We start from the raw sequence: 15,272 nt of genomic DNA, 5'->3' as shown, positions 1-15,272 counted from the left end.
GCGAGTACAGCGTTGCCCCGTCAGAAATTGAACAAGACAGAGGCGCAAAGCGCCCGCAGGGAGAATAGCATGTCAACTGTGATCAAAAACGGAACCGTTGTTACCGCCGACCTGACTTACAAATCGGACGTGAAGGTCGAAGGCGGCAAAATTATTGAAATCGGGCCAAACCTGAAAGGCGACAAAGAGCTTGATGCTACCGGGTGTTACGTCATGCCGGGCGGCATTGACCCCCATACACACCTGGAAATGCCGTTCATGGGGACCTATTCCAGCGATGACTTCGAAAGCGGCACGCGGGCGGCGCTAGCTGGCGGTACCACGATGGTGGTCGATTTCGCTCTGCCCAATCCCGGCGAAAGCCTGCTGGACGCGCTCAAGCGCTGGGACAACAAATCGACCCGTGCGAATTGCGATTATTCCTTCCATATGGCTGTTACATGGTGGGGCGAACAGGTCTTTGACGACATCAAGACAGTGATCGAACAGCGTGGCATCAATACCTTCAAGCACTTCATGGCTTATAAGGGCGCGCTGATGGTGAATGATGACGAACTCTATGCGTCTTTCCAGCGCCTTGCCGAGCTGGGCGGGATCGCCTTGGTGCATGCCGAAAATGGCGATGTTGTTGCAGAACTCAGCGCCAAACTGTTGGCTGAAGGAAACACCGGACCCGAGGCGCATGCCTATTCTCGCCCGCCACAGGTTGAAGGTGAGGCCACCAACCGCGCCATCATGATTGCCGATATGGCCGGCGTGCCGTTGTATGTGGTGCACACATCCTGCGAAGAGGCCCACGAGGCCATCCGCCGGGCCAAAATGCTGGGCAAGCGGGTGTGGGGCGAACCGCTGATCCAGCATCTGACGCTGGATGAAAGCGAGTACTTCCATCATGATTGGGACCACGCCGCCCGCCGGGTCATGAGTCCGCCATTCCGCAACAAGCAGCACCAGGACAGCCTGTGGGCAGGTCTGCAATCCGGTTCTCTGAGCGTTGTGGCCACCGATCACTGCGCCTTTACGACCGATCAGAAACGGAGTGGCGTGGGTGACTTTACCAAAATTCCGAATGGGACAGGCGGGCTTGAAGACCGGATGCCAATGCTATGGACGCACGGTGTGGGAACGGGTCGCCTGACGCCGAACGAATTTGTTGCTGTTACTTCAACAAATATCGCTAAGATATTGAACTGCTATCCGAAAAAGGGAGCTGTCCTTGTGGGGGCGGATGCCGACCTGGTTGTTTGGGACCCTGAGAAATCCAAAACGATCAGCGCTGACACGCAGCAATCTTCGATCGATTACAACGTGTTCGAAGGCAAAAAGGTCAAAGGCTTGCCGCGCTTTACCCTGACCCGCGGGCAGGTTGCCGTGCATGACGGTGAGATCCGCACGCAGGAGGGCCACGGAGATTTTGTCGCGCGCGAACCTAACAGCCATGTCAACAAAGCCCTGAGCACCTGGAAAGAGCTGACCGCTCCGCGGCCGGTGGAACGGTCAGGCATCCCGGCAACGGGCGTTTGATCTGCAGGGGCCGCTCGACCGGCGGCCCAAACACCACTCTTTTCAAGGCAATGGAATGAATACTGAAAGCACAACGCAGCCCGTTATTGAGGCAAGGCAGCTGGACCTGACTTTCCAGACCAATGACGGGCCGATTCATGCGCTCAAGGACGTGAACCTGACCATCGATAAGGGCGAGTTTGTTAGCTTCATCGGGCCATCGGGATGCGGCAAGACCACGTTCCTGCGCTGTATCGCGGCCCTTGAAGCACCGACTGGGGGTAAGCTGACCGTCAACGGCATGACCCCGGACGAAGCGCGGCGAAATCGGGCCTACGGGTATGTGTTTCAGGCAGCAGGACTGTATCCATGGCGCACCATTGCCAAGAACATCAAACTACCGCTTGAGATCATGGGATACTCGGCGGCAGAGCAGGACGAGCGTGTCAAGAACGTTCTAGAGCTCGTTGATCTTGAAGGATTTGGAGGGAAGTTCCCTTGGCAGTTGTCTGGTGGGATGCAGCAGCGCGCAAGTATCGCGCGTGCATTGGCTTTTGATGCCGATATTCTGCTGATGGATGAACCCTTCGGTGCTTTGGATGAGATCGTGCGCGATCATCTGAACGAGCAGTTACTGGCGCTTTGGGCCCGCACGGAAAAGACCATCGGGTTTGTGACGCACTCGATCCCCGAGGCCGTGTATCTCAGCACCAAGATCGTGGTCATGAGCCCGCGTCCGGGAAGGATTACGGATGTGATCGACAGCCCGCTGCCCAAGGAACGGCCATTGGATATTCGGGACTCGTCTGAATTCATCGAAGTAGCACACCGAGTCCGCGAAGGGCTACGGGCCGGGCACGGAGATGAAGTCTGATGCGACGTCTTAACTTTAAAAAGGCGAGGTCGTTATGAAACAGATAATCGCCGTTTTGACAGTAATCGCCGCAATAGTCGTGCTCTGGTACGGGTCTTGCATCCCGATGAATATCAAAGGTGTGCTGACTGAATTGGAACGCGCAGGTGCCGAGGTTCAACCGCCATCCGCCAAGGATCGACGGGATATGAACGAATTCGGCCTTGCGTGGAACAACAGTTTCGCCATTCCGTCCACGTGGGAACAGGATCGGCCCCGATTGCCTGCTCCGCACCAAGTCGGCATCGAGATGTGGGAAACGATCGCCAAGAAGAAGATAACCTCAAAACGATCGCTGATTTATCATGGCTGGGTCACCCTTAGCGCAACGATGCTGGGATTTGTCATCGGAACAGGGCTGGGAATTCTGTTGGCGGTCGGGATCGTGCATAGCCGGGTCATGGACCTGTCCGTCATGCCGTGGGCCATCGTCAGTCAAACCATACCGATCATTGCTCTTGCACCTATGATCATCGTGGTTTTGTACTCGGTGGGCATTCAGGGGATCATTCCGAAGGCAATCATTTCGGCTTACCTGAGTTTCTTCCCGGTCGTTGTCGGCATGGTCAAAGGGTTGCGTAGCCCGGATGCGATGCAATTAGACTTACTGCGCACCTATAATGCCAGCCGCTCGCAAGGGTTCTGGAAACTGCGGCTGCCAGCGTCGATGCCGTATCTGTTTACGTCTCTGAAAATCGGTATCGCGGCGTCTTTGGTCGGCGCTATTGTCGGAGAGCTGCCGACCGGTGCGGTTGCCGGGCTGGGCGCGCGATTGTTGGCGGGTAGCTATTATGGTCAGACGGTGCAGATATGGTCGGCCTTGTTTGCTGCCGCAATTCTTGCGGCATGCCTTGTCGGACTACTTGGGCTCATTGAGCGTTCTGTCCTGACACGGATGGGGATGGCGCAATGATTATGGTTTCGTTTGCATTTGGGTTGTGGCTGCTTGGCTGGTGGCTGAACAGTCGATTGGCCAGTGGACCGCAAGCTGACACACGGTTGGTGCGGTTTCTGGCGCCGCTTATCTTTGGCCTGACCGTTATAGGAATCTGGGAGTTGGTAGTACGCGGGCTCGAAGTCCCTTTGGTTATCTTACCTGCACCATCGCTCATTGCGGCGCGCTTTGCCGACAGTCTGCCGGTTCTTTGGGCCGATTTCGTGCAGACCATCATCAAAGGCGCGTTGAGCGGATATCTAATCGGCTGCGGCGCAGCATTCCTGATGGCCATTGCAGTGGACCGCTGGGATTTTCTACGGCTTGGCCTTTTGCCTGTAGGAAACTTTGTGGCGGCGCTGCCAATTGTCGGAACAGCACCCATTCTGGTGATGTGGTTCGGGTTTGACTGGCATTCCAAGGCGGCCGTGGTTGTGGTGATGGTTTTTTTCCCGATGCTGGTGAATACCGTGGCCGGATTGCGCGAGGCGACAGCGATGCAGCGTGACCTGATGGAGACCTACGCGGCGACCTATTGGCAGAGCTTTCTCAAACTGCGTCTACCTGCTGCGATGCCATTCATTTTCAACGGGTTAAAGATTTCTACCACTCTGGCACTGATCGGCGCTATCGTGGCCGAGTTCTTTGGCTCACCGACATTGGGTATGGGCTTTCGGATCTCGACCAGCGTCGGGCAATTGTCGCTCGATATGGTCTGGGCAGAAATTGTTGTGGCGGCGCTGGCAGGGACGGCGTTCTACGGCTTGGTCGCGATGATCGAAAAGGCGGTGACCTTCTGGCATCCGTCGCAGCGTGGATAGGAAAAAGGAATTCAACAGACCCCGGTAACGGGGCTCAACAAGCAACTAGGAGAAATGAAGATGAACAAGCTACTCAGCGGGGCGGTTGCCGCCTTTAGCCTGGCAGCCAGCGCGGCGCTGGCAGCGGATGAGGTGACACTGCAATTGAAGTGGGTCACTCAGGCACAGTTTGCGGGCTACTACGTGGCCAAGGACAAAGGGTTCTATGAGGAAGAGGGGCTGGACGTTACCATTCTACCTGGTGGTCCCGACATCGCGCCGACGCAGGTCATTGCTGGTGGTGGCGCGGATGTGACCGTCGAATGGATGCCCGCCGCGCTGGCGGCGCGCGAAAAGGGACTGCCGCTGGTCAACATCGCGCAGCCGTTCAAAAGCTCGGGCATGATGTTGACCTGCTGGAAGGATGCCGGGATTTCCTCGCCCGAAGATCTAAAGAACCGCACATTGGGGGTCTGGTTCTTCGGTAATGAGTTCCCGTTCATGAGCTGGATGAGCCAGCTTGGCATCGACACCGGTGGCAAAGGTGAAAACGGCGTCGAAGTTCTGAAGCAAGGCTTTAACGTCGATCCATTGCTGCAACGTCAGGCCGATTGCATCAGCACCATGACCTACAACGAGTATTGGCAGGTCATCGATGCAGGTGTCAGCCCGGATGAACTGGTAACCTTCAAATATGAGGATCAGGGCGTCGCGACGCTGGAAGACGGTCTTTATGTGCTGGAAGAAAACCTGGGCGACGCTGCTTTTGTCGACAAGATGGAGCGTTTTGTTCGTGCTTCGATGAAAGGTTGGAAATACGCGGAAGAACATCCGGATGAGGCCGCCGATATCGTTTTGGAGAATGATGCAACAGGTGCCCAGACTGAAGAGCATCAAAAGCGCATGATGGGTGAGATCGCCAAGCTGACGGCAGGTTCGAACGGCGCGTTGGACCCCGCGGACTTTGAACGCACAGTTGGCACGTTGCTGGCTGGTGGTTCGGACCCGGTCATCACCAAGCAACCCGACGGTGCCTGGACTCACCAGATCACGGATGCTGCGCTGAACTGATTGCGGTACTTCTGTGCGATTAACAAAACGCGGCCCGGATGCGGGCCGCGTTTCTCGTTGTAGATGTCGGAAATGATCCTGTACTTGGATTGAAATCGGTTTAGTATTCTCCTGTAAATTATGGCATTTCACGCGAAATGCATAAACAATGGTAGAGAATGCAGGGATTTGCATCAGAATTCAGTTCAGCATTGGCTCTGATCCTGAGTGGCGATTCAGACCTGTGGGCAATTGTGCTGCTTTCACTTGAAGTTTCTATCTTTGCAGTCCTGATTTCGGCTGCGATTGGGATGCCTGTTGGTGCAGCTCTGGCGGTCGCCCGGTTTCCGGGGCGCCGGATTTTGATCGTTTTGATGAATGCATTGATGGGCTTCCCGCCGGTGGTTGTTGGCTTATTGGTTTATTTGATGCTGTCCCGCTCTGGTCCGCTGGGTGTGCTGGAGCTGCTTTATACGCCCACAGCGATGATCATCGCACAGGTCGTGCTGGTAACTCCGATCATCGCTGCCTTGACGCGGCAGGTGGTTGAACTGCTTGCCGAAGAGTATGCAGAGCAGTTGCGGTCATTGGGCGTGTCCCGTCTGGCCTCCGTGCCGGTGCTGCTGTGGGACGCACGGTTGGCGCTGGTGACGGCTTTGCTGGCTGGCTTCGGGCGCGCCATTGCCGAGGTCGGCGCGGTGATCATCGTCGGCGGCAATATCAATCACGTCACACGTGTCATGACCACGACCATTGCGCTGGAAACGTCGAAGGGCAATCTGGCTTTGGCACTTGCGCTGGGAGCCATCCTGATCGGTATCGCCATTGCCGTGAACGCAATGGTCAGCAGTCTGAGCCTACGCGCAGAACAAGAGGGGCTGCGCCATGCGTGATTTGGTAACAGGGGTGTCAGACAGGCTTGAGGTGCAAGGCCTGCGAATTGCGCGTAAGGGTAAAACTCTGCTGGACGTGCAAAAGCTGATGCTGGATGGACCCGGACCCACGTTGATACTGGGTCCGAACGGATCGGGCAAAAGCCTTTTGCTGCGGTGCCTGCATGGCCTGATCTCACCTGATCGGGGCAGAGTTCTCCAAAGCGGCGCTCAATTGAACGCAGAACACAAGGCACGGCAGGCTATGGTATTCCAAAGCCCGGTGTTGTTGCGTCGGTCCGTTGCCGCAAATCTGGAATTTGTTCTGAAACGTCAGGGACAGCCTCGCGCGGCCCGCAAATTGCAGATCACCCAGTTGTTGTCCGAAGGCGGATTGGACGACAAGGCACGGCAGGCAGCGCGTTCTTTGTCTGGGGGTGAGGCCCAGCGGCTTGCCATTCTGCGTGCTTTGGCAACCGGGCCAGAGACTTTGTTTCTGGACGAACCAACAAGCGCACTGGACCCGAGTGCGACGCAAAAGATCGAGGACATGATACTGCGTGCGTCTGAACGAGGCGTACGCGTTGTGATGGTGACGCATGATATCGGGCAAGCCCGCCGTCTGGCGGCCGATGTGGTGATGATGCAGGGCGGCCAAGTGGTTGAACACGGTGCGGCCCTTCAGGTGCTGGAGAAACCGACAAGCCCCGCTGCACGCCGATATCTGGCCGGCGGGCTGGTCACGTAGTTTAAAAGAAAACGGAGAAATCGATGTTCCGCGCAATTTTCAGCGCTGTTTTGATCGCGCTTGGCTTGGCTCCCGCGCAGGCTGCGGCCGAAGAGCCGTTTCTCGTGGTGCAATCGACCACCTCGACCCAGAATTCCGGTCTGCTGGACTACATCTTGCCCGGGTTCGAGGCCGAGACCGGAATAGATGTCCGCGTGGTCGCTGTGGGCACAGGGCAGGCGATCCGAAATGCGATCAACGGGGACGGGGATGTCCTGTTAGTCCATGCCAAACCAGCCGAAGAGCAGTTCGTGGCCGACGGATGGGGGGTTGAGCGTTTTGACGTGATGTACAACGACTTTGTCCTTGTCGGCCCGATGTCTGACCCGGCCAAAGTCAAAGGTGGCAACAACATCGTCGCCGCTCTGACAGCTATAGCGCAATCTGAGGCGCCTTTTGCCTCGCGCGGGGATGACAGCGGGACCCATAAAGCCGAGATGCAACACTGGGCCAGTGCCGGTGTTGATCCGACCGGCGCGTCCGGTGCGTGGTACCGCGAGACTGGGTCTGGCATGGGCGCAACACTTAACGTGGCGAGCGGAATGGACGCCTACGTGCTGACCGATCGAGCAACATGGCTGTCATTTGGAAACAGAGGGGACTTGGGTGTTTTGGTCGAGGGTGACCCGCGCCTGTTCAATCAATACGGAGTGATCCTTGTTAACCCCAAAAAAAACCCTGGTGTCCGTGCCGCAGCGGGGCAGCGGTTCATCGACTGGTTGACCGGGCCAGACGGTCAAGACGCAATTGCGTCTTACAGCCTTGACGGGGCGCAGCTTTTTTTCCCGAATGCACGGTGATTGGGCCCGCCGCCCGCGCCTGCGGCCGGGATGTTTGGGCGGGGATGAAGCCTATCAGCCGCTTGCACCGCTGTGATGGATTTTGCCCATCTTGGTGATGTCGTACCCACCAAGTTCTGCCGCGCGGGTTGAGAAACGGTCGCTTTGCAAAAACTTCAGGAGCTTTTGCATCGGCGGATCAAAATACGCGCGGCGCCAGATGGCCAGGTCCAGCCTTTCGGTGTGTGTGGGGACAAAGCTCAGACCGTGAAACCGGGCGAGGGCGCCAAGACCGAAACCGGCTTCGGCCTTGCTGTCGCGCAGGGCCGTAGCAAGCTCTTCTTCCGTGCGGGCGCAATCGGGAAGGGCGGCCAGATCAGCGCGGTCCAATCCGTTCGCGGCAAGTTGAGCGTCGAAAAGGTGCTGGCTGGCGGCACTGTCCTGTCGCAAGATGACGCGGCGCCCCTTGAGGTCCTGAAACCCTGAAATGCCAACAGTGTTGGGGGCCAGCAACAGGCCTCGTTGACGTTGCGCGACTTCAACCAAAACAACGGGCGCCTCACCAAGTGTTTCTCGCAAGGATTGCGCATTGAAACCGTTGTCTTCGTGGATGTGCAGCACAGCCGCCTGAGCATCGCGAACCTTCAGCCGTTCAAGCCCGTCAAACGAGCCGTCATAATAGGTTGCCAGCCCCGATCCGCTTTCGCGCAATGCCCAGTCCAGTAACGGATCGTGGCTGCCTGCAACAATCGGCGGCAATGGTGGCTCGGCGACCTGCGGGCCGGATCGGGACGCGTTGAGCCAGGCAACGATTTCGGCTTTGGGGAAAAGCAGTTTACCCATGGCCCGAACGCAGGGGATTTCACCTGAGGAGGCGAGGTCATAAGCTTTCCGCTCGCCGATGCGCAGCATATCGGCCAGCTCGCGGGTGGTCAGGTACTGGGGCATTCAGTCGAGACGCACAGCCGAACTCGTGCCCGCGTCCGCTGCACTGAACCCGATCTGGTTCAGCACAAAGGGGGCTGCGAAGGTTATGACGACCATCGCTGCGACGGCGGCAAGAAAGGCTTTCATAGTTTCCTCCGGCTCAGTTCTCGGGCGCCGTGGCGCGGCGCAGAAAAGTGATCAGATCGGTTCGGTCCTGTGGTCCCGTTATCCGTTGCATCGGCATCTTGGACCCCGGAATGTAGTGATCCGGTCCTTCAACGAACAGAGCGTTTATCGTGTCTTCATCCCAAATGATATCAGAGTCTTGCAGGATGTCCGAGTATAAATATCCCGGCACAGACCCCGCTTGCCGCCCGAAGACACCGTGCAGGGTAGGACCAGCGCGCCTCTGTCCTTTGGGTGTCAGGCTATGGCAGATCGAGCACTTCCGCGCGAATTGCCGTTCACCGTTCCCCATCTCTTCAGGCTGCTTCAGGAAATCCGGTTGGGTTGATGCCATCTTCGTATGATCCCCCAGCGAAGCAACGGGCCAGCTGTACATCGCCTCATCCAGCCCTCCGGCATGAATGTTTTGACCATCATTGGAAAACGCCAGCGCCCAGACAGGCCCTCGCAGCGTTGCACGAAAATCCTGTGCAATGCGCCAGTCTGCCGTGTCGATCACCATGATAAAGCCCTGTCCGTCGCCGACAGCCAACATCCGTCGGTCCGGGCTAAGAGCCAAAGCAAGGATGGGACGGCGCCCGAGGGAAAAGTCGCGTTCTTCACCGGTGGTCAGATCGCGAATACGGGTAACGCCGTCGACCGCACCATAGGCGATCCAGTTGTCCTGCGTGTTTAGGATCAATTCGTTGATGCCAAAACCATGTTCGACCAATCGTTCTCGCTCTTGGCCCGTAACTATGTCCCAAAGACGCAATGTCCCGTCCATGCCAGCCGAATAAAGCTGCGCCCCATCCTGAGAGAAGACAACTGCATTCACGCCACTGCCGGTTGGGCCAAGTGTTTTCGTCTCGGACCCGTCGACGGGCCAAATTCCGATGGTCCCGTCCCAGCTGGCCGTAGCGACATGGGTCTTGGACGCAGCGATTTCGACGATTTTGCCCGCGTGCTGTCCTACGACCTGTCCGCCGGGCCAGCGCCTTAAGGTGAAATCGTCACCGGCCGAGTAAATCGCGGTTCCGTTGAAAACGACCGTGTTGACGGCAGCCTCATGCCCTTCAAGCCATTTGGGTTGGCGTCCTGACCATAGGCCGACCGAATTGTCGAAACTGGCGGTTGCAATTCGCCCATCTGAAGACGCGGCGATCCCCATGATGGGGCCCCCATGACCCTTCAGCGTATAGAATTCGGCATACGCCGGAAGAGGCAGCAACGCCAGGACACACAGCAGATTGCGCATCTATTCAGCGGGCGAAGCCGCACCCTTGCTGGCTTCGTTTTCCTGCACCTCTTCCAACCAAAGCGAATGGTGCTCACGGGCCCATTGCTCTTCGACTTCGCCGGTGCCCATAGCGTCGAATGCACCTTCCATTCCGATCGAGCCGAGATAGATATGGGCCAGAATGATCGCGATGAAGACATAGGCGATCATGACATGCCAAACTTGGGCATATTGCATCTCTTCCTGCGGGGACATCTGCACCGGAAGGTCCAATCCCATCATTTGCGGCAGGCCGGTTGCATTGGCAATCGCGAAGGTTTTTGCGAACAGAGGCATCTCGAACGGGAAAAGCAGCGACAAGCCAGACAGGCTGATCGAAACACCCAGCACGATGCAGGCCCAGAAGATGATTTTTTGACCTGCGTTGAATTTCTTGGCTGCAGGGTGACTGTCCTTTGTGAACAAACCGCCTCCTGCCGCCAGCCATCTGAGGTCAGTGCGGTTGGGAATGTTGTGGGCGATCCAGGTCACGGTGACGATCACGAGCCCCAGCATGAATGACCAGGCAAGGTTATTGTGCATCCATTTGCAGCCCTGTGCGATGGCGGCGAAACCTTCTTTGCCGAAAATCGGGATCAGGAAGTCGCGACCATAAAGAGTTAGCAGGCCGGTGAGACCCAGGATCAGGAAAGATCCGGCAAACAGCCAGTGACCAAACCGTTCGAAGCCGGAAAAACGGGTGACGGTTCGTCCTGTCTTTTCCCCGTCGATCCGGATTTTCCCTCGGATCAGGAAGAAGAGCAGCAGAACAACAAGCATTCCACCCAAAATATAGGTGCCATATTCGCGTAGTGGGCCGGTACGGAAGTTTAACCACCAAATGCCACCGTCCTGAATCAAGACACCCGCCGCGGGCCCTTTGGACGAGACGGTGACATCTGCCGAGCCGTATCGGAGGGCGCGATACACGTCGCTGTCCGAGGCGACGCCACGTGTTCCAAGCTGCCCCAGAAGACCCTCTGCGTTGCTTTGACCTGTATTCCCGGATCGATAACTGTTGTCGATTTTTTCGCCGCGTTGCCGGGCCAATATGTCTTCCAGAGTTGTCGCGCCGCCCGTGGCGCTGCGGTCAGGTTCCGAAACAACCTCGGTGTTTTCCTGAGCCCATGCAAAACTGGCGAGGAAAAGTGGTATCAGCAGCAATTGGATCAGGCGCATCTGTTATAACTCCTGTGTCATCCGGGATTAACGGTCAAAACCGCCGACTTGTTCGTGAAAGACAGCGCCAACCGGAGTGAGGGTTGCGCGTAGATCGTCACTCACCGGGCCGTAGACGTCCAGTTGAGTAGGCGTCAAAATGGAGAGGAACCGCTCGGCAAAATTGGCCCCAAAGTTCTGCATATGGATCATGGCGTCGCAGGAACTGGCATAACGTTCAAAGATGTGTACGGCAGACCCACTGCGATGCCATTCATAAGATTTAGCACCGCTTTCATCCAACGTCACGGCGACCATTTCTGCCATGAGCGCATTAAAGGACGCGTCCTGATCAGCGTGCAGCTCAAGTTTTAGCGTCCAATAAATATCTTCAGTCATGAAATGCTCCGCGCGGGTAGGTCATGCCAGTTTAGTTCGGCGGCAAATGTCTGACCGAACAGAGACAGCCCCGGGGAAGATCACGGGGCCGTCTTATTTCAGACGGTGTTAACCGTCTTTCTGGTCGTAGGCCGTACCCCAACCCCAGGCGCCGGAACCAAATCCGCGCGCTACGACGCGTTCCCGGTAAATGGCGGACACCACGTCGCCGTTACCGGCAAGCAGGGCTTTGGTCGAACACATTTCGGCGCAGATGGGCAGTTTGCCTTCGGCGATCCGGTTGCGACCATATTTGGAGAACTCTGCGTTCGAATGGTTCTCTTCGGGGCCGCCGGCGCAGAAGGTACATTTGTCCATCTTGCCGCGCGATCCGAAGTTGCCAGCCTGCGGATACTGCGGCGCGCCGAACGGGCACGCATAGAAGCAATAGCCACAACCAATGCACAGGTCCTTGGAGTGCAGGACGATCCCTTCTTCATTCTGATAGAAGCAATCGACCGGGCACACCGCCATGCAAGGCGCATCCGAACAATGCATGCAGGCCACCGAAATCGAGCGTTCGCCCGGGTTGCCGTCATTGATCGTCACCACCCTGCGGCGGTTGATGCCCCATGGGACCTCGTGCTCGTTCTTGCACGCGGTGACGCAGGCGTTGCACTCGATGCAGCGTTCAGCGTCGCAGAGAAACTTTGCTCTAGCCATTAATCGTCCTCCTTACGCTGCCGAGATTTTGCAGAGAGTACACTTGGTCTCCTGCATCTGGGTCACTGAATCATAGCCATAGGTCTGGGCCGTGTTCGAACTTTCACCCAACACATAAGGATCAGCTCCGGCAGGGTATTTGTGCCGCAGATCCTCGCCCTGGAAATGGCCGCCAAAGTGGAATGGCATAAAGGCCACCCCGGCACCGACCCTGTTGGTCAGCATCGCCATTACCTTGACCTTTCCGCCCTCGGGACCTTCGACCCAAACCTGTGACCCGTCACGAATACCAAGATTGTTGGCATCACGCGGGTTGATCTCGACGAACATGTCCTGCTGAAGCTCGGCAAGCCACGGGTTAGACCGTGTTTCTTCACCGCCGCCCTCGTACTCGACCAGACGACCTGACGTGAGGATTATTGGGTAATCCTTTGAAAAGTCGTTCTTTTGGATCGAAGCATAAAGGGTGGGCAGGCGATAGGCCTGACGGTCCTCGTAGGTGGGGTAATCCTCGACCAGATCTCGCCGCGGTGTATAGAGCGGTTCGCGATGGATCGGGATCGGGTCCGGGAAAGTCCAGACAACCGTCCGCGCCTTAGCATTGCCAAACGGTGCGCAGCCATGGGCGATAGCAACCCTCTGGATGCCGCCTGACAGGTCGGTTTTCCAGTTGGTTTTTTCAGCAGCCACAGCGTCGATTGCCGCACGCTCTTCGGCGGTCAGGTCGCCATCCCAGCCGAGATCCATCAGCATTTGCATGGTAAACTCAGGATAGCCGTCCTGAATCTCCGAGCCGACGCTATAGACACCTTCGGCCAGCAGGTTCTGCCCGTCCCGTTCCACGCCAAAACGGGCGCGGAAGGTCAGGCCGCCTTCGGCAACAGGCTTGGACATGTCATAGAGGTTCGGTGTCCCCGGATGACCCATTTCCGCCGTACCCCAGCAGGGCCAAGGCAGACCGTAGTACTCACCATCGTTCGGACCGCCAATAGCTTGCAGCGTCGTTCTGTCGAACATGTGCTGGTTGGCCATGTGGCTTTTCAAACGTTCCGGAGACTGACCAGTGTAGCCGATCGTCCAGAGGCCCGAGTTGAACTCACGCGTTATGCTTTCAACATTCGGGGTTTCCGGGTCTTCCATCTCGATATTGCGGAAGAACCGATCCGCCCAGCCGAATTTGTTGGCGAACTTGGCCATGATGACCTCATCCGGCAGGCTTTCGAACAGCGGATCAACCACTTTGTCACGCCACTGCAACGACCGGTTCGACGCCGTGACAGAACCACGGGTTTCGAACTGCGTACAGGCTGGCAACAAGTAAACGCCATCGGTTCGGTCATGCAGAACGGCGGAAACGGTGGGGTATGGGTCGATCACGACCAGCATGTCCAGCTTCTCCATGGCCGTCTTCATTTCCGGGCCGCGCGTTTGCGAGTTCGGCGCGTGGCCCCACAGAACCATGGCGCGGACATTGTTGTCCTGATCCATGTTCTCGGGGTCTTCCAGAACACCGTCGATCCAGCGGGAAACAGGGATGCCACGCTCATTCTGCAGCGGCTTGTCCTTGCCTTCCTTGTCCTTGATCGTTGCGAACTGACCGGCAAGCCATTCGGGTTCTTCACCCCAGACACGCGCCCAGTGACCCCAGGCACCTTTCGACAAGCCGTAATAGCCGGGCAGGGTGTGGGACAGAACACCAAGGTCCGTCGCGCCTTGAACGTTGTCGTGGCCGCGGAAGATGTTGGTGCCGCCACCCGAGGTGCCCATGTTGCCCAGTGCAAGCTGCAGCACGCAGTAGGCGCGGGTGTTGTTGTTGCCGTTTGTGTGCTGCGTTCCGCCCATACACCAGATCACCGTGCCGGGACGGTTGTTGGCCATGGTGCGCGCAACGCGGCGCAGTTGCGATCCGGGCGTGCCGGTGACGCGTTCGACTTCATCCGGGTTCCATTTCCGAACTTCATCCCGGATCTGGTCCATGCCCCAAACACGGGTGCGGATGAATTCTTTGTCCTCCCAGCCGTTGTCGAAGATGTGCCACAGGATACCCCAGATCAGAGCGACGTCTGTTCCGGGGCGGAAGCGGACATATTCATCCGCATGCGCCGCTGTGCGCGTGAAGCGCGGGTCGCAGACGATCAGCGGGGCGTTGTTCTGCTCTTTCGCGCGCAGGACGTGCAACAGCGACACGGGGTGCGCCTCGGCCGGGTTGCCGCCGATGATGAAGATGGCCCGAGAGTTGTGGATGTCGTTATACGAATTGGTCATGGCGCCGTAGCCCCATGTATTCGCAACACCCGCAACCGTGGTCGAGTGGCAGATGCGGGCCTGATGATCCACGTTGTTCGTGCCCCAGTAGGCAGCGAACTTACGGAACAGATAGGCCTGTTCGTTGTTGTGCTTGGCCGAGCCCAGCCAATAGACGCTGTCTGGACCGGATTCCTCACGGATGCTCATCATGCCGTCGCCGATCTCGTCGATCGCCTGCTCCCAGCTGATGCGCTTCCACTCGCCACCTTCCTTTTTCATCGGATACTTGAGGCGGCGCTCGCCATGGGCATGCTCGCGAACCGCGGCACCCTTGGCGCAGTGTGCACCCAGATTGAATGGGCTGTCCCAACCGGGTTCTTGCCCAATCCAGACGCCGTTCTGTACTTCGGCAATCACTGTGCAGCCGACCGAACAATGAGTGCATATAGATTTGATATTTTCGACGGCCTGATTGGCCGCTGTCTGGGCGCTGGCTGGCGTCACGGTTCCACCCGTGGCGCTGATCGCGGCGAGGCCGCCGATCGTCAAGCCCGATCCACGCAGGAACGCGCGGCGATCGACGGTTTTTTCGCCGACCTGGGACAGGATACTTGTCCGCTGGGGGCGTCTCGCAACCCCGTTGGTCTTTTTCCTAAGCATTTCTTTCCTCCCTTGCTGGCCATGTAAGCCATGGCTGGCTTGGTACTGCTGATGCCGACGTCAGGGCCAATCGCAACCGTCAGTCGGAGGCGACGAC

General features: G+C 57.6%; 15 protein-coding genes. 8 read left to right on the top strand and 7 right to left on the bottom strand.

Annotated elements, in window-relative coordinates; translation table 11 throughout:
- The first annotated feature begins 69 nt into the window (after window positions 1-69).
- The 8 genes from hydA to AC2TCY_RS05050 all read left to right on the top strand — a co-directional run bounded on the left by hydA (window position 70) and on the right by AC2TCY_RS05050 (window position 7,659).
- Window positions 70-1,524 carry a dihydropyrimidinase gene (hydA, locus tag AC2TCY_RS05085; protein WP_480845929.1) on the top strand — a complete coding sequence of 485 codons (1,455 nt, stop codon included), beginning with the start codon at window positions 70-72 and terminating at the stop codon, window positions 1,522-1,524.
- Between the two features lie 55 nt (window positions 1,525-1,579).
- A complete protein-coding gene (locus AC2TCY_RS05080; RefSeq protein WP_480845928.1) occupies window positions 1,580-2,377 on the top strand; it encodes an ABC transporter ATP-binding protein in 798 nt (265 codons plus the stop codon).
- A gap of 34 nt (window positions 2,378-2,411) precedes the next feature.
- Window positions 2,412-3,329 carry an ABC transporter permease gene (locus AC2TCY_RS05075; protein WP_480845927.1) on the top strand — a complete coding sequence of 306 codons (918 nt, stop codon included), beginning with the start codon at window positions 2,412-2,414 and terminating at the stop codon, window positions 3,327-3,329.
- Window positions 3,326-4,171: an ABC transporter permease gene (locus AC2TCY_RS05070; RefSeq protein WP_480845926.1), complete on the top strand. Its 846-nt coding sequence runs from the start codon at window positions 3,326-3,328 to the stop codon at window positions 4,169-4,171. Before AC2TCY_RS05075 ends, AC2TCY_RS05070 begins: the two co-directional genes overlap by 4 nt.
- Window positions 4,172-4,231: 60 nt before the next feature.
- Window positions 4,232-5,221, top strand: a complete 990-nt coding sequence (locus AC2TCY_RS05065) for an ABC transporter substrate-binding protein (protein ID WP_480845924.1) — start codon at window positions 4,232-4,234, stop codon at window positions 5,219-5,221.
- A gap of 158 nt (window positions 5,222-5,379) precedes the next feature.
- Complete coding sequence (locus AC2TCY_RS05060) at window positions 5,380-6,093, top strand: ABC transporter permease (RefSeq protein WP_480845923.1); 714 nt, start codon at window positions 5,380-5,382, stop codon at window positions 6,091-6,093.
- Window positions 6,086-6,820, top strand: coding sequence for an ATP-binding cassette domain-containing protein (locus tag AC2TCY_RS05055; RefSeq protein ID WP_480845922.1), 735 nt, complete (start codon window positions 6,086-6,088; stop codon window positions 6,818-6,820). Before AC2TCY_RS05060 ends, AC2TCY_RS05055 begins: the two co-directional genes overlap by 8 nt.
- 23 nt (window positions 6,821-6,843) lie before the next feature.
- Complete coding sequence (locus AC2TCY_RS05050) at window positions 6,844-7,659, top strand: ABC transporter substrate-binding protein (protein WP_480845921.1); 816 nt, start codon at window positions 6,844-6,846, stop codon at window positions 7,657-7,659.
- 54 nt (window positions 7,660-7,713) lie between these two features.
- Here AC2TCY_RS05050 and AC2TCY_RS05045 read toward each other — a convergent pair whose 3' ends face one another.
- The 7 genes from AC2TCY_RS05045 to AC2TCY_RS05015 form a co-directional block, all read right to left on the bottom strand.
- Window positions 7,714-8,586: a substrate-binding domain-containing protein gene (locus tag AC2TCY_RS05045; protein ID WP_480845920.1), complete on the bottom strand. Its 873-nt coding sequence runs from the start codon at window positions 8,584-8,586 to the stop codon at window positions 7,714-7,716.
- Window positions 8,587-8,712 (bottom strand): hypothetical protein, encoded by a 126-nt coding sequence (locus AC2TCY_RS05040; RefSeq protein ID WP_480845919.1) that lies wholly within the window; start codon window positions 8,710-8,712, stop codon window positions 8,587-8,589.
- 13 nt (window positions 8,713-8,725) lie between these two features.
- Window positions 8,726-9,988 (bottom strand): c-type cytochrome, encoded by a 1,263-nt coding sequence (locus AC2TCY_RS05035; RefSeq protein WP_480845918.1) that lies wholly within the window; start codon window positions 9,986-9,988, stop codon window positions 8,726-8,728.
- A complete protein-coding gene (locus AC2TCY_RS05030) occupies window positions 9,989-11,188 on the bottom strand; it encodes a formate dehydrogenase subunit gamma (protein ID WP_480845917.1) in 1,200 nt (399 codons plus the stop codon). It abuts the gene before it with no gap.
- Window positions 11,189-11,215: 27 nt separating this feature from the next.
- Window positions 11,216-11,566, bottom strand: coding sequence for a putative quinol monooxygenase (locus tag AC2TCY_RS05025; RefSeq protein WP_480845916.1), 351 nt, complete (start codon window positions 11,564-11,566; stop codon window positions 11,216-11,218).
- Between the two features lie 108 nt (window positions 11,567-11,674).
- Complete coding sequence (gene fdh3B, locus AC2TCY_RS05020; RefSeq protein ID WP_480845914.1) at window positions 11,675-12,268, bottom strand: formate dehydrogenase FDH3 subunit beta; 594 nt, start codon at window positions 12,266-12,268, stop codon at window positions 11,675-11,677.
- Window positions 12,269-12,280: 12 nt separating this feature from the next.
- Window positions 12,281-15,175: a formate dehydrogenase subunit alpha gene (locus tag AC2TCY_RS05015; protein WP_480845913.1), complete on the bottom strand. Its 2,895-nt coding sequence runs from the start codon at window positions 15,173-15,175 to the stop codon at window positions 12,281-12,283.
- Between the last annotated feature and the right edge of the window lie 97 nt (window positions 15,176-15,272).

Source organism: Ruegeria sp. HKCCD7181 (genome assembly GCF_057221055.1).
This window is presented reverse-complemented; position numbering and strand designations above follow the sequence as displayed.

Coding starts and splice junctions, on each gene's coding strand:
- hydA (WP_480845929.1), top strand. CDS start 70: ATGTCAACTGTGATCAAAAACGGAACCGTTGTTACCGCCGACCTGACT.
- AC2TCY_RS05080 (WP_480845928.1), top strand. CDS start 1,580: ATGAATACTGAAAGCACAACGCAGCCCGTTATTGAGGCAAGGCAGCTG.
- AC2TCY_RS05075 (WP_480845927.1), top strand. CDS start 2,412: ATGAAACAGATAATCGCCGTTTTGACAGTAATCGCCGCAATAGTCGTG.
- AC2TCY_RS05070 (WP_480845926.1), top strand. CDS start 3,326: ATGATTATGGTTTCGTTTGCATTTGGGTTGTGGCTGCTTGGCTGGTGG.
- AC2TCY_RS05065 (WP_480845924.1), top strand. CDS start 4,232: ATGAACAAGCTACTCAGCGGGGCGGTTGCCGCCTTTAGCCTGGCAGCC.
- AC2TCY_RS05060 (WP_480845923.1), top strand. CDS start 5,380: ATGCAGGGATTTGCATCAGAATTCAGTTCAGCATTGGCTCTGATCCTG.
- AC2TCY_RS05055 (WP_480845922.1), top strand. CDS start 6,086: ATGCGTGATTTGGTAACAGGGGTGTCAGACAGGCTTGAGGTGCAAGGC.
- AC2TCY_RS05050 (WP_480845921.1), top strand. CDS start 6,844: ATGTTCCGCGCAATTTTCAGCGCTGTTTTGATCGCGCTTGGCTTGGCT.
- AC2TCY_RS05045 (WP_480845920.1), bottom strand. CDS start 8,586: ATGCCCCAGTACCTGACCACCCGCGAGCTGGCCGATATGCTGCGCATC.
- AC2TCY_RS05040 (WP_480845919.1), bottom strand. CDS start 8,712: ATGAAAGCCTTTCTTGCCGCCGTCGCAGCGATGGTCGTCATAACCTTC.
- AC2TCY_RS05035 (WP_480845918.1), bottom strand. CDS start 9,988: ATGCGCAATCTGCTGTGTGTCCTGGCGTTGCTGCCTCTTCCGGCGTAT.
- AC2TCY_RS05030 (WP_480845917.1), bottom strand. CDS start 11,188: ATGCGCCTGATCCAATTGCTGCTGATACCACTTTTCCTCGCCAGTTTT.
- AC2TCY_RS05025 (WP_480845916.1), bottom strand. CDS start 11,566: ATGACTGAAGATATTTATTGGACGCTAAAACTTGAGCTGCACGCTGAT.
- fdh3B (WP_480845914.1), bottom strand. CDS start 12,268: ATGGCTAGAGCAAAGTTTCTCTGCGACGCTGAACGCTGCATCGAGTGC.
- AC2TCY_RS05015 (WP_480845913.1), bottom strand. CDS start 15,175: ATGCTTAGGAAAAAGACCAACGGGGTTGCGAGACGCCCCCAGCGGACA.